This is a genomic window from Coleofasciculus sp. FACHB-542, from assembly GCF_014695825.1.
Lineage (GTDB): Bacteria > Cyanobacteriota > Cyanobacteriia > Cyanobacteriales > FACHB-T130 > FACHB-T130.
The window spans coordinates 152,948-170,622 of sequence record NZ_JACJPB010000036.1 but is presented as its reverse complement, the minus strand read 5'-3'; the positions used below and the strand labels follow the sequence as shown (position 1 = coordinate 170,622).

At 47.5% G+C, this 17,675-nt stretch carries 15 protein-coding genes; 7 read left to right on the top strand and 8 right to left on the bottom strand.

What is annotated here, in order from left to right; all coding sequences use genetic code 11:
* Positions 1–255 precede the first annotated feature (255 nt).
* Both H6F52_RS12755 and fusA read right to left on the bottom strand, forming a co-directional pair.
* Entirely contained in the window at positions 256–822 is a 567-nt protein-coding gene (locus H6F52_RS12755) for a Uma2 family endonuclease (RefSeq protein WP_190535138.1), read from the bottom strand.
* A 132-nt stretch (positions 823–954) separates the two neighbouring features.
* Entirely contained in the window at positions 955–3,024 is a 2,070-nt protein-coding gene (fusA, locus tag H6F52_RS12750; protein ID WP_190535135.1) for an elongation factor G, read from the bottom strand.
* Positions 3,025–3,248: 224 nt separating this feature from the next.
* Between fusA and H6F52_RS12745 the strand changes: the two genes are divergently transcribed.
* Positions 3,249–4,157, top strand: a complete 909-nt coding sequence (locus H6F52_RS12745; RefSeq protein ID WP_190535132.1) for a hypothetical protein — start codon at positions 3,249–3,251, stop codon at positions 4,155–4,157.
* Here H6F52_RS12745 and H6F52_RS12740 read toward each other — a convergent pair.
* The 3 genes from H6F52_RS12740 to H6F52_RS12730 form a co-directional block, all read right to left on the bottom strand.
* Positions 4,112–4,309, bottom strand: coding sequence for a hypothetical protein (locus H6F52_RS12740; RefSeq protein WP_190535129.1), 198 nt, complete (start codon positions 4,307–4,309; stop codon positions 4,112–4,114). The two genes, H6F52_RS12745 and H6F52_RS12740, sit on opposite strands and share 46 nt — an antisense overlap.
* 61 nt (positions 4,310–4,370) lie before the next feature.
* A complete protein-coding gene (locus tag H6F52_RS12735) occupies positions 4,371–5,447 on the bottom strand; it encodes a spore photoproduct lyase family protein (protein WP_190535126.1) in 1,077 nt (358 codons plus the stop codon).
* Positions 5,448–5,521: 74 nt separating this feature from the next.
* Positions 5,522–5,878: a hypothetical protein gene (locus tag H6F52_RS12730; protein WP_190535123.1), complete on the bottom strand. Its 357-nt coding sequence runs from the start codon at positions 5,876–5,878 to the stop codon at positions 5,522–5,524.
* 107 nt (positions 5,879–5,985) lie between these two features.
* Here H6F52_RS12730 and H6F52_RS12725 point away from each other — a divergent pair, with 107 nt between their 5' ends.
* Together H6F52_RS12725 and H6F52_RS12720 are read left to right on the top strand one after the other, a co-directional pair.
* Positions 5,986–6,213 carry a hypothetical protein gene (locus tag H6F52_RS12725; protein WP_190535120.1) on the top strand — a complete coding sequence of 76 codons (228 nt, stop codon included), beginning with the start codon at positions 5,986–5,988 and terminating at the stop codon, positions 6,211–6,213.
* A 10-nt stretch (positions 6,214–6,223) separates the two neighbouring features.
* The gene (locus H6F52_RS12720) at positions 6,224–7,414 is read left to right on the top strand and encodes a low temperature requirement protein A (protein ID WP_190535117.1); all 1,191 of its coding nucleotides are present in this window, start codon (positions 6,224–6,226) and stop codon (positions 7,412–7,414) included.
* Between the two features lie 193 nt (positions 7,415–7,607).
* Here H6F52_RS12720 and H6F52_RS12715 read toward each other — a convergent pair whose 3' ends face one another.
* Positions 7,608–9,299 (bottom strand): dolichol-phosphate mannosyltransferase, encoded by a 1,692-nt coding sequence (locus tag H6F52_RS12715; RefSeq protein ID WP_199300534.1) that lies wholly within the window; start codon positions 9,297–9,299, stop codon positions 7,608–7,610.
* A gap of 768 nt (positions 9,300–10,067) precedes the next feature.
* On the opposite strand from H6F52_RS12715, the gene cofH reads away from it, so the two are divergent.
* The 4 genes from cofH to H6F52_RS12695 all read left to right on the top strand — a co-directional run bounded on the left by cofH (position 10,068) and on the right by H6F52_RS12695 (position 15,334).
* On the top strand, positions 10,068–11,228 hold the full coding sequence (gene cofH / locus H6F52_RS12710; RefSeq protein ID WP_190535114.1) for a 7,8-didemethyl-8-hydroxy-5-deazariboflavin synthase subunit CofH: 1,161 nt from the start codon (positions 10,068–10,070) through the stop codon (positions 11,226–11,228).
* Between the two features lie 44 nt (positions 11,229–11,272).
* The gene (locus tag H6F52_RS12705; protein WP_242033933.1) at positions 11,273–13,054 is read left to right on the top strand and encodes a DUF3352 domain-containing protein; all 1,782 of its coding nucleotides are present in this window, start codon (positions 11,273–11,275) and stop codon (positions 13,052–13,054) included.
* 234 nt (positions 13,055–13,288) lie between these two features.
* Positions 13,289–14,362 (top strand): c-type cytochrome biogenesis protein CcsB, encoded by a 1,074-nt coding sequence (gene ccsB, locus H6F52_RS12700; RefSeq protein ID WP_190410477.1) that lies wholly within the window; start codon positions 13,289–13,291, stop codon positions 14,360–14,362.
* A 129-nt stretch (positions 14,363–14,491) separates the two neighbouring features.
* Positions 14,492–15,334: a KGK domain-containing protein gene (locus tag H6F52_RS12695; RefSeq protein WP_190410476.1), complete on the top strand. Its 843-nt coding sequence runs from the start codon at positions 14,492–14,494 to the stop codon at positions 15,332–15,334.
* A gap of 223 nt (positions 15,335–15,557) precedes the next feature.
* On the opposite strand, the gene fmt is transcribed toward H6F52_RS12695, so the two are convergent.
* Positions 15,558–16,556: a methionyl-tRNA formyltransferase gene (gene fmt / locus H6F52_RS12690; protein WP_190410475.1), complete on the bottom strand. Its 999-nt coding sequence runs from the start codon at positions 16,554–16,556 to the stop codon at positions 15,558–15,560.
* 79 nt (positions 16,557–16,635) lie between these two features.
* Positions 16,636–17,493, bottom strand: a complete 858-nt coding sequence (locus H6F52_RS26440; protein ID WP_190535111.1) for an OmpA family protein — start codon at positions 17,491–17,493, stop codon at positions 16,636–16,638.
* Positions 17,494–17,675: the final 182 nt, after the last annotated feature.

Sequence of the window (17,675 nt, the reverse complement as noted above, 5' to 3'; positions counted from 1 at the left end):
TGATATTAAAGATAAAAGCAAAAAGGCAAATAGGAATCATCACAATTTGCCTTCTGCTGGCAGCAGTAACCGTAGCAGTGAAGCATCTTTTGAAATTGGCAATTGCGGTGGGTTTTAGAAAGATTTTTAAGTACGACAATCGCTAACGATGGCTGTCTCTGCAACAATAACATCTAGCAATTTTTTGTTGTGCTATTCGATTCATCTTGGGTTTACAATTCAAGGCAAATTGCGATCGCTAATTTCCGCTAACTTCTAACTAAACAACCGCGCCACAGGACAAGTAAAACCGGGAAGCAAGGGTGAGGTGAGTTCATCGCTGGCAAATAATGTTGCTGTTAGTACCAATGTTGCCCCCTCTCGTCGATAAATCTGAATTTGCTGCAAACGCCAATCAACTATCCAGTATTCCCTGGCTCCCTGCGATGCGTAGAGTTTCAGTTTCACCTGTCTATCTCTGCGTTCATTCTCCTCGCCTGGAGATAGCACCTCAACCACCAACTCTGGCGCTGCGGTTAAATGCCCCGCATCATCTAACACAGCAGCTAATCGTTCCTTGCGTACCCAAACTACATCAGGAATCACGTTATCAGTATCCGTAAAAATGATGTCCGCGCCACTCACAGATTCTCCTAAACCAGTCTGTCGCGACCAAAAATTCAACTCTGTACAAATATTGCTACATACTCTTTGATGGCCCCAGTGGGGTGCGCGTGTCACAAATAATTCTCCATCCACAATCTCATAGCGATTCCCGTTATCTGGCAACAACTCCAGATCGGCAACCGTCCAACGGACTCGATCCGTAGTGGTCTGACTCATCAGGCACTCCTTGAGTGTGTTACTCCATTTTATGAGTGCAAAGAAAAGACTGAGAACTAAAATTTAGTCCTCAGTCTGCGAAGAGAGTGCCGCTACGCGAACACTCCTTAGTGCTATTTTCAGATGCAGGCTTTAGCCGCGCAGATGGGCGGCATTTTCCATCAGTTGCTGTTGCAGATTCACGGGTACCGGCTTATTGGAGACGAACTCCATTGAGAAGTTAGCTTGACCGGAAGAAAGCGATCGCAACTGTGCAGAATAACCGAACATTTCCACGAACGGCACTTCCGCACGGATGACGGCGTAATTTTCCATCGTCTCCGAACCCAGCAGGACGCCGCGACGAGACGAGAAATCGCCCTGCACTCGCCCGACAAACTCGTTCGGTGTCTCCACTTCCACGAGCATAATCGGTTCAAGGATGACTGGCGTTGCTTTGGCAAAAGCTTGCTTGAGTGCAAGACTAGCCGCAGTTCGGAACGCCATTTCCGAAGAGTCAATCGCGTGGTAGGAACCCGCTTCTAGTACCGCTTTGACACCAACAATCGGATAACCGATGAGATGTCCGCTTGCGATCGCTTCGCGGAAACCTTTCTCGCAAGCGGGGATGAATTCTCTGGGAATCGCACCCCCAACCACCCGATTCTCGAACGCAAACGGTTCTTCACCGGGTTCAATCCGACCGATAACATGAGCATACTGACCGGGACCGCCGCCTTGCTTCTTGAGCCTGTAGTCGAAGGTTGCCGACTGGGTAACGGTTTCGCGGTAAGCTACGGCGGGGGCACCGACGTTCACTTCGGCGTTGTATTCCCGCTTCATGCGTTCGATGTAGATTTCTAGATGCAGTTCGCCCATTCCCGAAATCAGGGTTTCCTTGGACTCCGGATCGATGCTGACGCGGAAGGTGGGATCTTCCCGTGTAAAGCGATTCAGCGCTTTCGACATTTGATCGGCATCTTCCCGTTTCTTGGGTGCGATCGCTAGCGTCATCACGGGTTCTGGCACAAATATCCCCTCCAAAGAGAGGTTAGTTCCGTCCGAGCAGAACGTATCGCCAGAAGCGCAGTCTACACCCAGCAGAGCTACAATGTCCCCAGCGGCGGCGGTTTCGACCTCCTCGCGTTTGTTCGCATGCATACGTACAATTTGGCTCACTAGCACCCGTTGGTTAGTGCGAGTGTTGTAGATGCGTTGTCCCTCGCGTAGCATCCCAGAATAGATGCGGGTATAAGTCAGTTGTCCATACTCATCTTTGGCAATTTTGAAAGCCAACGCAACCAGTGCGGCTTCCGTGTCTGCATATACATGAATCGGCTCGTTTGTCGAAATCGCGATCGCTTTCACCACTTCTCTATCGACAGGTGACGGCAAGTAAAGAGCAACAGCATCTAATAAGTTCTGAACCCCCTTATTTTTGAAGGCGGAACCCATCAGAACTGGAGTTAATTGCAAGCTTAAAGTTGCCCGACGCAGGGTTTCCCAAATCATTTCTTTGGGAATTTCCTCGCTCTCAAGTAGCATCTCCATCATCGGTTCGGAGAACATAGAGAGTTGATCGAGCATCTTTTCTCGTGCTTCTTTTGCCTCATCCCGTAAGTGTTCGGGAATCGACTGAATGACGCGAATTTCGCCTTTTTCTCCAGCAAAATAGTTTGCCGTCATTTCAACCAAATCAATGACGCCTTCAAACTTATCCTCGCTGCCGATAGGATACTGAAGCAGTACCGGGTTCAAACCGAGTTTTTCTCGCAGCGATCGCACGACTCGGAAAGGATTTGCACCTGTCCGATCCATCTTATTAATGAAGGCAATCCGCGGCACTCGGTAGCGCTTCATCTGCCGATCTACGGTGATAGATTGCGATTGCACACCAGCAACCGCGCAAAGCACCATAATCGCACCATCAAGAACCCGCAATGCACGTTCAACTTCAATCGTGAAATCTACGTGTCCCGGAGTATCAATCAGGTTAATCTGCGTATCATTCCATACGCAAGTTGTCGCTGCTGAAGTGATGGTAATGCCTTTTTGTTGCTCCAACTCCATGTAATCCAACGTCACGCGATCGCTACCTCCCCGAACTTCGCCAATCTTGTAAATTTTGCCCGTGTAGTACAGAATCCGCTCGCTGAGGGTGGTTTTACCAGAGTCGATGTGAGCGGAAATACCAATATTACGGATGCGCGTTCGGGGAATCATAGGACAAATACTCTGCCTTACCAGAGCCATGAAAAGACGTTTGCCTTGTGCGGCAACTTTAATACTACAATTATACTACACAAGTGTCAAGGGTGTGCGAAGGTAGAGCGACCGCACTCTATCATCGATAAAGGCGTATTAAATAGCTCTAAAGCTGATTGGGGAAATGCTGAAGCAGTGTTTTACCAGGTATGTGCATCGAGCTAAACAACACTTAAAATTTTATGGATACAAAACGAAGACTTTTGAACCACAACAAACGTTGGAATATAGAGATTGACCAAGCAGCACAGCTTAGACAACTCAAAAACAGGGTTATTGGAGTTACAGATCAGCTCTTAGGAATGTTTTTAGCGCAAGAAGAAATAGACAAAGAGTTTACTTTTCTGATAGGCGAAGAATTCGAGATAACTTCTTATCGCGAGGAGGTTGAGTATCTTGTTCCACCTCCAATATACCCAAGAGCTGCTAAAGAGATATTTGAACCCCGTACTATAATTAAAAGGGCTTTTGGAAGCACCTGTGCATACAAAGCAATCCAGAAAGCTGATAGTTTAAAACGGCTAGTTACCGTACTACAAAATTTATTTTGGCTTCTTGAGAGGCACAAGCACCCCTACTTAATTAAATTTTCAGAAAGAATCCAAGAAGCAGTCAACTTAACTCCAGGAGCTGGTTTGCAGGTTGTGATATCGGGAAAATCCATAACTCTCTATCCACTTGGGGCAAAATTATTAGACAAAGGTGCAGTCAACGATGTACTGGCTTGGCTTGAGAATTACCCAAAAGTAGCTAAGCATTTTGAACAGGCTCTAAAGATTTACATGGATGGAGATAGTGGTAAGTATCGAAACCTGTTGGATAACCTTCGATTTGCCATAGAACAACTTCTAAAAGAAGTGCTAGGTAATAAAAAATCACTAGAGAATCAGCAAAAAGACCTTTTGAATTGGCTAAATAAACGGGGGATACACCAGGAAGTTGTAAATTTATACAACCAACTTCTCTTCGGACAATATTGTATGTACCAAAACGATGCTGTGAAACATAGTGAAGCATTTTCCAAGGATGAAATTGAATTCATGATTTACCTGTCTGGTACTTTTATGCGTCTTTTACTACAACTTGTATAAATATCAATCGCTGCGATCGCTTCTTGTCCTTTGTTCCAGCTCAAGTTATTCAGCGCGATCGCGTAGTGTTGGGGAACGCGAAGTGTGTAAACGCCGAAAAACAGGAATCTCTCCAGAGCGATCGCATTCTCCCCCTTGGCAAACTCGCTCAAAATATAAAAAAGCTGACCTATAATTTTGGTCAGCGAATAAGATTAGATTTAGCTAGAAATCTTAAGTCCAGTAGAGAATGCGACCTTGGGGAAAGCGCTTAGTAATCTCACTTTCAAAAAAGCGGCGTAGCGTCTTCATCGTGTCAGTGTCATAAACATACTTGGTGCCGCCAAACTTGTTACGCTTAACAGTGCGTGTTTCTTCATCCATGTCCAGCTTTGATTGGGGATACCAAGTTTGCAAAACCTCTTTTGATCCAGGCGTGAAGCGGTGCGAAATCAACTCGAAAGTCAGGTCACAATCGAAATCGAGTGCTTCGCTAATCGAGTCAAGCAAACGAGTGTAGTGTGTCTCCCAATCCTCTATCGGCATAATCGGTGCAATCACTAAACCCACTGGATACCCGCCACCACCAGAAGATTGAGGTAAAGCCAACCGCCGCAAAGCTTGCAGCCGGGAAGCGACTGAGGCTGTACCGCCTTCAAACCGCCGAGACACCGGATCGGCATTCACACTGATTCGACAACGGGTGTGACCATTGTGTGGTAAGTCGAGTAATTCATCCACCGCATCGAACTTGGAAACCCAACGCAGATGTCCGTTCGTCCGCGTGCCAAAGTAGCGGATACATTCTGCAAGGCTGCCAGTTAAATGTTCAATGCCCAAGGGATCGGTGTAGCAGCTAACCTCAAAACTTGTGGCGTCGCTTCCTTCGTAAGCTGCTAGATTCTCCAATATTTGCGGCAAGTTCGCAAAGACGCGAATTACTGGTGGCCCTGATAAACTACCAGCTAAATAACAGTATTGACAGTGTGCTGGACAGCCTTCCGCGATGTGAAATTGCCAGTCAGCCGATGGAGGGATGGGGCTGAGTTTGAAGGAACTAGGCGGTGCGGTGACGACGGCGAGGGTACGCTTAGCAGTGTTATAGGTATCGCGATCGCTCTCGCCACGTAAACCAGTCAGGCGGTTTCGCGCCAACTCTTCGATGGGTAAATTAAGCGACTGGACGCGAGAAAGTATCTGCTGACCGTAAGGTTCTTCTAAAGCAGCGGGTGTGAATAAAACTCGCTCCGGCATCCACAAACGGGTGGATGGCGCTTCTGGAGATGAAATGTTGTTTGCGATCGCGTACATACTGTCAGGTTCTCCGGATTGATCAATTTGGAGCTGAAGTAAGGGGCGATTGCGATCGCCCCTTACCGATGACCTTAATTCTCTAAAACTTGGCGGATACGCCGTTCCAACAGTTCCAGATCCAGACCGCCTTCATCCCGACTAATCCGACGCACCGTTGAGTTAACGTTGCCCAAATCTACCAATAAATCTTGGAGAATTTCTTGCTGTTGACGGGATTGGGTGACTTCACGCGGTTCTTGTACCAGGTCACGAACGATGGTATCTTCAGCCCGCGAGGCAACGATGGGGTCAGCTTCTCCCTGTAGATGAACGAAGGTTCGCCGCCCCGGTCCCCGCTCTTCCTCGATGGGGATAATTGCTGTCACCTGGTCGGATCGCACGTATTTTCCGAATCCTAGATGGACTAAAACCGATGATTGTAGTTTCATTTAGAAGAATGTTTATTTTGTCCCTTACTTCTATTTTAAACGCCTAACAAAAGACCTGAGACCTAGAACTGGAGCGGGTTTTACTCCCTTAAGAGTAGTAGTATCCGGTGGCGATCGCGCGACTTTTTGACACGGCTATCATGGGCGCAAAATATCTGTTTACGCAAAAGATTTATCTGTACCATCGGGATTCCCGGTGGTTGAATGCGATGCTTCACTTGCCTACGGGTAGCCTTGCCAAGTCGGATTTAGACCAATTGGCGGCTGAATGCGATCGCTACAGAAAGATTCCATTTCCTATGGGATATTATCTGCATAATCCTCTCGGATATTAGAGAGTGCAAGATGATTAAAACTTTGTGGCAACCTCCCCGCCTGCGGACTGCGGAAGAGAACGAAAAAGAACGACGCGCGACCTGGCTGGAACTGTTTTATGACTTAGTCTTTGTGGCAGCGATCGCGGAAGTGGCGCATAATCTCAACGAACACGTCTCGCTGCTGGGTTTTTTGGGTTATATGCTGCTGTTTGTGCCGATTTGGTGGTCTTGGGTTGGGGCGACTTTTTACGCAAGTCGGTTCGATACTGACGACTTAGGACACCGACTGCTGACATTACTGCAAATGATTGCGATCGCAGTCCTGGCAGTAAACGTGCATTACGGCTTAGGAAAAACTTCCGACGGCTTCGCCCTTTCCTACGTAATTGTTCGATGTATTTTAATTTTCCAGTATCTGATCGCTGGATACTTTGTAGTGGCAGCGCGTAAGTTGACAACTTGGTACGCGACAGGCTTTGGCATTGCCGCCGCTATCTGGCTAATCTCAATTTTTGTACCCGTTCCTGGGCGTTTTTGGCTTTGGGGATTGGGGTTGATTATCGACTTTGGCACACCTCTCACTGCTGGAAAGTTGGTTGCCAAAGCGCCACCAAGCTTTTCACACATCCCAGAACGTTTAGGCTTATTTACGATTATCGTATTGGGTGAGGCGGTGATTGCCGTAGTCAAAGGCGTTTCTCAGCTGCAATGGGGTTTTGCATCTGCCACTGTAGCTGTGTTAGGGATGATTGTTGCTTTTAGCCTGTGGTGGATCTATTTTGATAGCGTGGATGGCTCACCCCTAAGGGCGATGGGACTTGGCAATATGAAAATTGGTTTAATCTGGCTCTATTCCCATTTACCCCTCGCTATTGGTATTGCTGCTGCTGGCGTGGGTGTGGAACATATTGTCGTGTCCAGCAAAACGGCAGGCGCATTACCCAGTAACGAACGATGGCTGATCTGCGGCGCTGTAGCGATTTGCTTAACTGCCTTGGCGGTGATTCACCTGATTACCTGTACTTTAGGGACAAAGCGACATCGTAAGATTTTAGCCGCCTATCGTTTGGGTTCTGCGGCTTTTATTCTGGTGATTGCGATCGCGGGTGCGGCTTTGTCACCGATTACAGTCGTTAGTTTGGTAGCTTTAGCTTGTGCTGTGCAAGTGGTGCTGGGTTTCCTGACACCCCCTCACGTTCAGCCTGAGGCAAAGTGCTGATCGATACGATAAAGGTATTCAGCCAGCCTCAGGCTTGGGAAAGCGATCGCCCACTTTCCTCAAAATTGCGTGCGATCGCGAGAATTCCAACCTCTAACGCACTCGATAGTTTCTAGCTTCCTCCCTCTAAAGGGATGAAGCAAGAACCGCAGAAGAGGATGAGGCTGGCGCTACGGGCAAACAGCTTAACAATTTATCTTCGATTGCTGAAGGCAGGAACCGCAGAAGAGGATGACGCTGGCGCTGCGGGCGATCGCTGCCCAATCGATGCCTGGAATATAGGATAATTCCCATATTTTCCTAAAGGTAAGAATTCCATCGTAAACTGCTGGTTTTTTAAAGGCAGCTTTACCTCTTCAGGCTTTTTCTCAGAGATTTGGCAGGAACGAGTGTAATAGCAGACATAAATAAACTTCTCTTTTTTCTGCTCAAGTAACGCCTCGCCCAAAGTTTGTAAATCCTGAGGTTCTCTCGTCAGGAAAAATACTTTTTCAAGTAGGGGTGCTTGGAGAACTTGAGCGACATATTGGTTGGACATCGCGACTACTGTTTCTGGTTGCGATCGCAAGAACTGAATAGCTGGGGAAATGCCTTGATAATTTTTACTGAGATAAGCTGTGCCGGAGTAGGTGTTTTTATAAACCCCAATGATAAAAAGCACCAAGAAAATAACCGTACCTATCTTTTTAATACTTCCTTTGGCCAACCTCCGGACAAATTCAAACTCTTTGATTGCGACTAAGCAAATTAGCGGTACCAAAACCAGCAAAAACCGAGGTCCCCATTGCTTGCCTCCTGCACCAGCCGGAACCATTACCGCAACCGCCACAGTAAATAAGAAACAGGTTGCATAGATAACCGTCATTCCCAAGCTTAGTTTTAGCTTTTGTCGGCTAAATAAACTCACTCCTAAATATAAAATTGCAAATAAGGTTAGGGGAAAATACTCAAACAAGCCAGAACTCATTTGATTAAAATTTGCCACCGCCACTAATAATCTATCGCTTAGCGAGAATTTCTCTACTATCTGAACGGAATGCATTCCTAGAGGATGCTTATAAATCAATGTATTCAACACAAAGAAGATGGCAATCGTCAAAAATGTGCTGACAACAAAGAGTTCCTTTCTTCTCGCTAAAAACTGAACTTTTTTTAATTTTAAAAAAGATGCAGCATAAACCAGGACAGCCAAAAACGCGACAATGCCTAGAATTTCTTCTCTAAACCAAACAGATAAGCCAATAAATACCCCACTTAATACAGCATCCTTTTTAGACAACCCTTCTGTTCCCGGTATTAATAAAGTTGCCATTCCGTGAAAGCAAAGCGCTACAGCGAGGCTATGTTCCCAATACATCGCGCTATAGATAGACAAAGGGGAAGCAAAAATTAGGATTGCAAGCGCGATCGCTGTGCTAAAAGCGTTTAATTTCAACCGTCTGCAAGCAAAATAAAAACTTACCCATACAGCCCAAGTTGCAATCAAGGGAACGACGTATAATCCTCTATAGCCGAAAAGCGCTTGGAAAGGTGCGGTAACAAGGGGAAAAGTAAACGGAAAGGTGATGAAGTACTGCCCAAATCTGTTATAGACAAACGGTTCTTGAAACGGGTATAATCCACTTTGCCAAAGATTCCGAACCCAGTCTTCTACAGGTAAGTTCAGGTCAAAGCGAAACTGCCCGCTGCTAAATTGTTTCGCTAACAAAGCTTTAAGCCCAGCATCTCCACTAAAAAAGACATCATTTGGGAGTTGCGATTGCAAAAACAGTGAAAATAAAACGCCCGCTAGAATAATGAGTAAGGGAAATCTATATTGGTTGATTTTAGCCTTACTATCAGAATCGCTAGGATTGGATGTAACATCTCTCCACGTTTTTGACATATAATTTCTCATTTTTTTATTCCCTCAATTTACAAGCATTAATATTAAATACAAGATTCACAACCGGCTCTCGTTTGGGTAAAGATTCCTTCCATAATTTTTACCAACTATCCCTTTACTTGGGTATTGTAAAAATTGGCTACTTACGTAAGGTCGGGCAATCCCTAAAATAGGTTCGCTATATTTTACGCAATTAGACTGAAATTCTACGACAAAGAATAGGCTATCTTTACTAAATCTTCAAATAATGGCTATTTTTCACCTGAAGTTGTAAAGATTAGGTGAAGTGAGGTCTAAACTATACAGAAATGAAATAAAGGCTGAGCCACTATGGTCGCAACTAATAAAACTAAGTAGAATCTGTAAATTTAGAAACAGTTTTCATCGATAGTCTTCCTAACAAACCGATAATTTAACTAAACTGCCCTCCGGATGCATAGAGAGATAAATTTTGATTCAATGCTTGTAAGCAATTTCCTGACACAATAGCTAACTCTTTCTCCAGCCGATTTGCTACTGCGCTTATGGGTGTCCGATTATAAATAATTTCTATTTCATACCATTAAATTGCTCGGTATTTCCCTAAAATTGCTCATTCTAGAAAACAACCTAGAGGCTTGGTGAAAAATTAGGCACAATTTTGAGTTTAGAGCGAATTTCGCTAACCGATAAACCCGTGAAACTGACTGCTGGCGCTACTAGCGAACTCCCAGAAAAAACATTTACTGCCAAAATTGAGAAGAGTGACCTATTTTACCGGGAAGTGCTGTGACGACTAAAACTGTTGATGCCATTCTTGAGGGTGCCCTGGCAGGTGGCGATTTGTCACAAGAAGAGGGAGTTGTACTATTAAAGCAAACCGATCCAGATGTCCAGTCAGCGATTCGGGAAACATCTGACAAGCTGCGACTCAGGCAAGCGGGTGAGACTGTCACCTACGTAATCAATCGCAATATTAACTTCACCAATATCTGCGAACAGCACTGTAGTTTCTGCGCCTTTCGCCGGGATGAAGACGAAGAAGGCGCATTTTGGTTAGAGAGTCCCCAAATTTTGGAAAAAGCGGCTGATGGAGTCCGGCGGGGGGCAACTGAGATTTGTATGCAGGGGGGACTCCATCTTGGGGCAAAAATTAATGGTGCTTCTTTGCCTTATTACCTGCAACTGGTGAAGACAATCAAAGAGGAATTTCCCCAACTGCACCTACACGCCTTCTCCCCCCAGGAAGTGCAATTTATTGCCAGGGAAGATGGTCTTAGCTACGAGTCGGTGATTGCGGCGCTGCGAGATGCCGGTGTTGGCTCAATGCCAGGGACGGCGGCGGAAGTTTTGAACGATGAAGTGCGGCGCGTCCTTTGTCCGGAAAAGCTGGATACTGCAACTTGGCTAGAAATTGTGGGAACAGCACACAAGTTGGGAATGCCAACCACTAGCACCATGCTTTCCGGTCATATTGAGACCCCAGAACAGCAGATGCAGCATTTAGACAAGTTGCGATCGCTCCAACAAACTGCTGTTGCCCAAGGATATCCTGCGCGGATCAGCGAATTCATCCTATTACCTTTCGTTGGACAAGAAGCCCCCAAACCCCTGCGTCGTTGGGTGGGGAGAGATCAACCAATTTTAGAAGACGCCCTGTTGCTGACTGCTGTGGCGCGAATTTTCTTAGGAAATTGGATTCCCAACCATCAACCCAGCTGGGTGAAACTCGGTCTTGCAGGTGCGGTGGAAGCCCTGAAATGGGGCTGCAATGACATCGGCGGCACCTTAATGGAGGAGCATATTACAACAATGGCTGGGGCAGTGGGTGGCACCTGCATGGAAGTGGAAACTTTGCAGGAAGCGATTCGTTCATTAGGGCGTCCTTACCAACAACGGGATACACTCTACAGAGTGCTAAAGAGGGACACGGTTGCTGTTCTCTCCTGAGCGGGCAGTTAATATTTGGCTCGACTCAGATCCGGGCGTCAGCGTTGCACAGCATTGGCATCCGAATCAGTCGGTTGTTGCTCAAGATGGCTCGCCCGAATGCTTCGCTCCTACGACTCTTGACTTGGTTTATGCCTCAGAAAAATCAACGTTCCCTTCTGACTGTGGCAGCTGCCGTGTTGCTGATTGCTGGCGGCGCAGCGGCTTACTGGCTGCTGATGCAGCGGAATCTATTTCAGGCCGATGTCCCGGTGGGTGCCGAGATGGTTCCCCAGGATACCTTGCTCGCCGTGTCAGTCTCGACTGATGAAAAGCAATGGCAGCAACTGCGGCAATATGGCACTCCCGCTAGCCAAGCCGCATTTGGCAAACAACTCGCCGAACTGGAAAAAAATCTCCTCACTGCTAACGGCTACAACTACCAGCAAGATATCAAGCCTTGGGTGGGTAAAGAAGTCACGATCGCTTTTTTGTCACAGCAGTTACCCCAGAATCCCAACGCTGTCCCGGTTGGTCAACAATCGGTGGTGATGGTATTGCCGATTGAAAATCCTCTGCAAGCAAAGCAAGCGCTAGAAAAATATAGAAACCCGACCTCTAGCAAGTTTGTTGAACGCATTTACAAAGGCATCAAGATTCGAGAAACCCAAGGCAGTCCCGCCCAAAAATTCTCAACGACGCTGCTAGAGCGTTCCTTAATTGTTAGCACCGATCCGAAAGGGACGGAGCGCGTCATTGACGCTTATAAAGGCGGTGCCTCCCTAGCGGATACTCCAGGCTACACAGAGGCTTTGGGGAAGATAAAAGCGGGTGCGCCGTTTGCCAAAGTGTATTTTAATGTGCCCGTGGCAACAGCAATGGCAGCCACCTATTCAGCGCGATCGCTTTCTCCCCAAAATCTCGCCTCGGTTCAACAAAGGCAGGGAGTTGGCGCGACGGTGACGCTGGAACCGGAGGGACTTCTATTTAAAGGAGTGTCTTGGCTGAAGCCGAATAGCGAGACAAAGTACGTGGTGGAAAACAACGCCAAAAGTATGCATCGGCGTCTCCCCGGCAATACTCTGATCGTGACCACTGGTGGCAATTTGCAGCAGTTGTGGCAAGATTACGTCCAAGGTGCCCAAGCGAATCCGCTGATCCGGGTTAGCCCAGAACAGATGAAGGCCGAGATTCGGTCTAAATTAGGTCAAGATTTAGAGCAAGATTTGCTGCCTTGGATGAAAGGCGAGTTTTCTCTAGCTTTAATTCCCACACCTCCAGGAACTCCCTCGATTTTAGGTGCTGGGGTGGCGTTCTTAGTGCAAACAAGCGATCGCCCTAGAGCTGAAAAATCTCTCAAGCAGCTGGATGAGGTGATGGCACAGCAATATAAGTTTCAGGTACAAGAAACGACGCTCAACGGTCAACCCATCATCAATTGGACATCGCAACTCGGTGGCTTAGCCGCCACTCACGGCTGGTTAGATGGTAATGTTGCTTTCCTGACATTAGGGGCACCTGTTGCTAGTACCCTCGTCCCCAAACCCCAAGCGACTTTGGCGGACAGCGAGTTATTCAAACAAGCGATTCCTCAGCAGCTCAATGATAAGAACGGTCTATTTTTTATTGATGTTGACCGTACCATTAACGCCGGGAATCTGTCGCTCTCGCAAGTCGATCCAAATCAAAAAATCTTTACAAACGCGATACGCTCCATTGGCGTCACGGGTGGCATCAGTAGCGATCGCAGTAGCCGCTTTGATATCTTCGTCAACATGAAGAAAGTTGGAGATCCCAGTCCTTCGCCGAAAGCCAGTCTCTCTCCCAGTCCTAGCCCTTCTCCTTAAAGTTTCGCTTTTCAACCCCAAGGTACGCTAAGGTTCGCGCTAAGGTACGCAAAGCTCAATAATTCCTTGGCGTACCTTGGCAATTGCCTTAGCAGGATGACAGCGTTAAAAAAAATAACAATTAGTTGGCTAAACCTGGGTGATTCTACCAAGCCTCAGAGCGACCAGAACCGATAGGATCAAAGTGGCGCTTGTGTGAGCGACTTAGATAACAATTGCTGGAAAGAATACAAGATGAACCTGGTTGCACTCCAGAATGGGTTAGATAATATCTCCTTCGCCGTCCTGTTTGCGACGATGTTGATGTACTGGATAGGAGCAGCTTTCAATGGCATCCCCTATCTGTGGGCTTTATCGACGGCAGGGATGGCGATCGCAAACCTCTGCATTGCCGCCCTACTGGGCGCACGATGGCTGGACGCAGGCTACTTCCCTTTGAGCAATCTCTATGAATCCCTCTTCTTCCTAGCTTGGGGGATTACCACGATCCATCTGATTGCTGAAAACATGAGCAAAAGCCGCTTAGTAGGCGTCGCCACGTCACCCATTGCAATGGGCATCGCCGCTTTTGCTGCCTTGACGTTGCCATCAACCATGCAGTCGTCAGAGCCTTTAGTCCCGGCACTAAAATCCAACTGGCTGATGATGCACGTCAGCGTCATGATGCTCAGTTATGCCGCGCTGATGGTGGGATCTCTGCTTGCGATCGCTTTCTTGGTGGTAAGTGGCGGTCAGAACGTCGAACTCCGAGGCAGTTCTGTCGGAACCGGCGGATTTCGCAGTAAAAATGACCCGGCACGCCCCTACCGTCTGCAACGCGCCAGCGATTTCGTGCCCCAGCCACAAGGAGCAACCAGCGAGTCATCTTCTGCTGTGGAGCGTATTTTTGAAAGCAATGGCAGCACGAAAACAGCCGTTCTCGATTTAGTGACCTCCCAGCCTTCCCAAGCAGGGGTATCTGAATTACCAACCCTTTCGCCCCAGCGCCTGAGCCTTGCCGAAACCTTGGATAACATCAGCTACCGCATCATCGGTTTGGGATTTCCTCTCCTGACGATTGGAATTATTGCCGGTGCTGTCTGGGCAAATGAAGCTTGGGGTTCTTACTGGAGTTGGGACCCCAAAGAAACTTGGGCACTGATTACCTGGTTGGTATTTGCCGCCTATCTCCATGCCCGCATCACCAAAGGCTGGCAAGGAAGACGACCGGCAATTTTGGCGGCGACAGGCTTTGTTGTCGTCTGGATTTGCTATCTTGGGGTCAATTTGCTAGGTAAAGGACTCCACAGCTACGGTTGGTTCTTTTGATCTTTTAGTCAATTCGCGAATGGCTTTTAATAATTAGCATTCCTGCGATTAGCCATTAGCAATGACGGATGACCAATGACCGATAACGAATAACTCTTTAAACTATCAATTCAACCGGGGGAGATGGTTGTGGATAATCAGTTCGACTCGCTAGCCAAAGGTGAAGTTCTCTCTGTGGATGAGTCTTCCCAAATTTTAATTGGGCACCGCACATTCAGAGTCGGTGAATTCGCAGATGCAATCAGAACGCAATTGGAATATGGTTTAGGCGGATGGACAGAAGAAAAGGATGGCTGGTTTAGCGACCAAGGTATTCCTTGCGAAGTTCTGAAATTCGGCTCTAACGGCTGGCAAAAAGGGAAAGTCAGATTTAGCTTAGAATTTTGCCCAGAAGATCCACAAACGCAGCAGTCATCAACCATTGAAGACAGTGAGCCACAAAGGGCACCGATCCCAGCCACCTTGGATGAGGAAGTGTTAGTTGGAGCCGAAGCACCGTTAATCTATGAGGAAGAGTTAATTCTAATAGAAGTGCCAGAATCCGCTTTGGAAGAACTGGAAATGGCACCGGAATCAGCCTTCGGTGCAGATGATTTGGAAATGGCACCGGAATCAGCCTTCGGTGCGGATGATTTGGATCTCCCCGGGGAATCAGCCTTTGGTGCGGATGATTTGGAAATAGCACCAGAATCAGCCTTCGCCGTGGACGAACTGGATCTCACCGGAGAAGCAGCCTTTGGTGCGGACGAACTGGATCTCACCGGAGAATCAGCCTTTGGTGCGGACGAACTGGATCTCACCGGAGAATCAGCCTTTGGTGCGGACGAACTGGATCTCACCGGAGAATCAGGTTTCGGTGCGAACGATCTGGAATTTCCAGAATTGTCTGAAAAGGAAGAGAACCCATCAGACTCGCTACTCGATGATGTCTGGCAAGACATGAATGAAGCTAGCTGGCGTAACAATCAGTAGGGAAGCGGAAATTGGGCGAGTAATCATCACTCACAAGCCAACCGATACCAGACTTACGAAGAAGGGGCGCTGTTATATGACAGCGCCTCTTTTTCTGTAGTTGATTTAATGAAGGCGCACGCCGCTTTACCTGATAGTTTTAGAACGACTTGGAAAGTGATCGGGGATCTTTATTACCAACAAAATTGAAAATTCAGACCGATAACAGTAAGTCTTCTCCAACTCAAACCTCAAAATCCAATCTCTCCCCCACTGTTAAGCGAGTTCCATTCGCAAAGTCCCAACCAGACTGAGGGCGTTTTCCAGCCATCTGTATTTCTCGCAATAGCAACAGTCCATCGCCAGTTTGAACAATTGGGCCAAATCCTTTGGCAATGCTCACCACCTCGCCTGGATGTGCCGAACCAGAGGACAAGGAAGACCAATCCGATAGCGCCTTTAATTCTGGGACGATTTGCCAGTAAGCCGCTCCTAGAGGGGCAGTGGCGCTGATTTTGAGCGGATTCCCCCGAAATGTTGCCACACAATCCGGGAAAAATCCTCTGACTTGGTTATGTAATGCGATCGCGCTTTTCGACCAATCGAGACAATAATCCGGTTTTTTAATCAGCGGCGCATAAGTCGCCTGCGATTCATCTTGGGGGATTGGTTCAATTTCCTGGCGTTCCAGCTTCAGGAGGGTTTCTACTAATAAATCTGCCCCAATCTCGGAAAGCTTTTGCGCCAAATCTTGAGCATTATCCAACAGTCCAATCGGCGTATTAGCTTTTAGCAGCACTGCCCCCGTATCCATCCCCGCATCCATTAGCATCGTTGCGATCCCCGTTTCTGTCTCGCCATGATAGAGGCACCACTGGATGGGAGCAGCACCCCGATACTTGGGCAAGATCGAGCCGTGTACGTTGATGCAACCCAATTTGGGCATATCTAGAATTTGTTGGGACAAAATTTGTCCGTATGCCACCACAACAAAAACATCTGCATTTGTCTGTTTTAGCTGAGCGAGCGTTTCCTCGTCTTTTTTAATCCGCTGCGGTTGCCAAACAGGTAGCTGATGCGTCAAGGCGACTGATTTTACTGGAGAAGGCATCATTTGGTTGCCCCGTCCCCGACGTTTATCCGGCTGCGTAACAACGCCTAAAACTTCAAATTCTGGATTAGCGAGTAACCGTTCTAAAGTAGGGACGGCAAATTGTGGGGTGCCAAAAAATATGACTTTCATTTCCTTAGGGAACGGTAATTGGTAATTGGTCTTGATTGAAAAGCAATTTTTCCCTTAACCATTAGCAAAAAAGTAAAAACTAAGGGTTAATAATGGCAATTTCGATGCGGCGGTTTCGTTGTCGGTTGGTATCGCTATTATTTTCTACTAAGGGAAAAGTTTCGCCGTAACCAACAACAATCATGCGATATTTTTTCTCCAAAGCAGTGAATAAATACTGCTCAGCAGCTTGGGCGCGTCGAAACGATAGCGCTTGATTGTCTGTAGATTCACCAACGTCATCGGTGTGAGCAGCAATTTGAATTGTGGCACCTGGGTAGTTCCGTAAATCGGCGATGACATTGTCTAAAATTACGGGTGCCTGTGGTAGCAGAACGCTATCGCTGTCTTTAAATAACAAGTCGCTAGGTAGGGTGGCTTTCAAAGCATCCGATGGTAGAGAAACCCTAGAAGCGGTAGTGACTTGATTGGAATTGGGAACGCGATCGCCTTGAAGTTGCTGGGAGATTTCTTGTAGACGTACGGCGAGGGGTTCGCTGGAACTCTGGCGACCGACTTGGGTTTCCAGTTTAGTCGTGCGATCGCGCAGTGCTTGCAATTGCGCCTGTAACTGTTGCAGCTCTGCTTCCAGTTGCCGTCTTTGTTCCGCACTCAGTTCTACTGGCGGACTGGCGCTGGTGACAGCAGGGGACGGCTTAAAAGTAGAGGAGGCGGTGGATGTCTCTAGTTTGGCGCGGCGCAGCACTTTCACAACTAGGGGCACCTCTGGCGTCAGGTCGGGAAAGACTCCCGCGAGGACGAGACCGAACAGCCACGCCAAGCCACCTCCCACCCCCAGCAACAGCACTCGCCAGAGTAAAACCAGTAAAAACCTCCCAATGCCTGTAGATTGGCGAGGAGAAGTGTTATCGGCAAATGGTGCTTCTTGTTTTGTCACCCGTTTTCCTATTTTTATCCAGACAACAGATTAACACTCGATAATTGCGATTAAGCTTTTTTCGTTGTCCGAGGCAATAAAAATGGGCGATCGCATTATTAACTTGCGCGAAGAGACATTTGGGAATACTTTTGGGATATAACCCTGGAGTGCCGTTGTGATGTTATTAGGTAGCCCTCAGT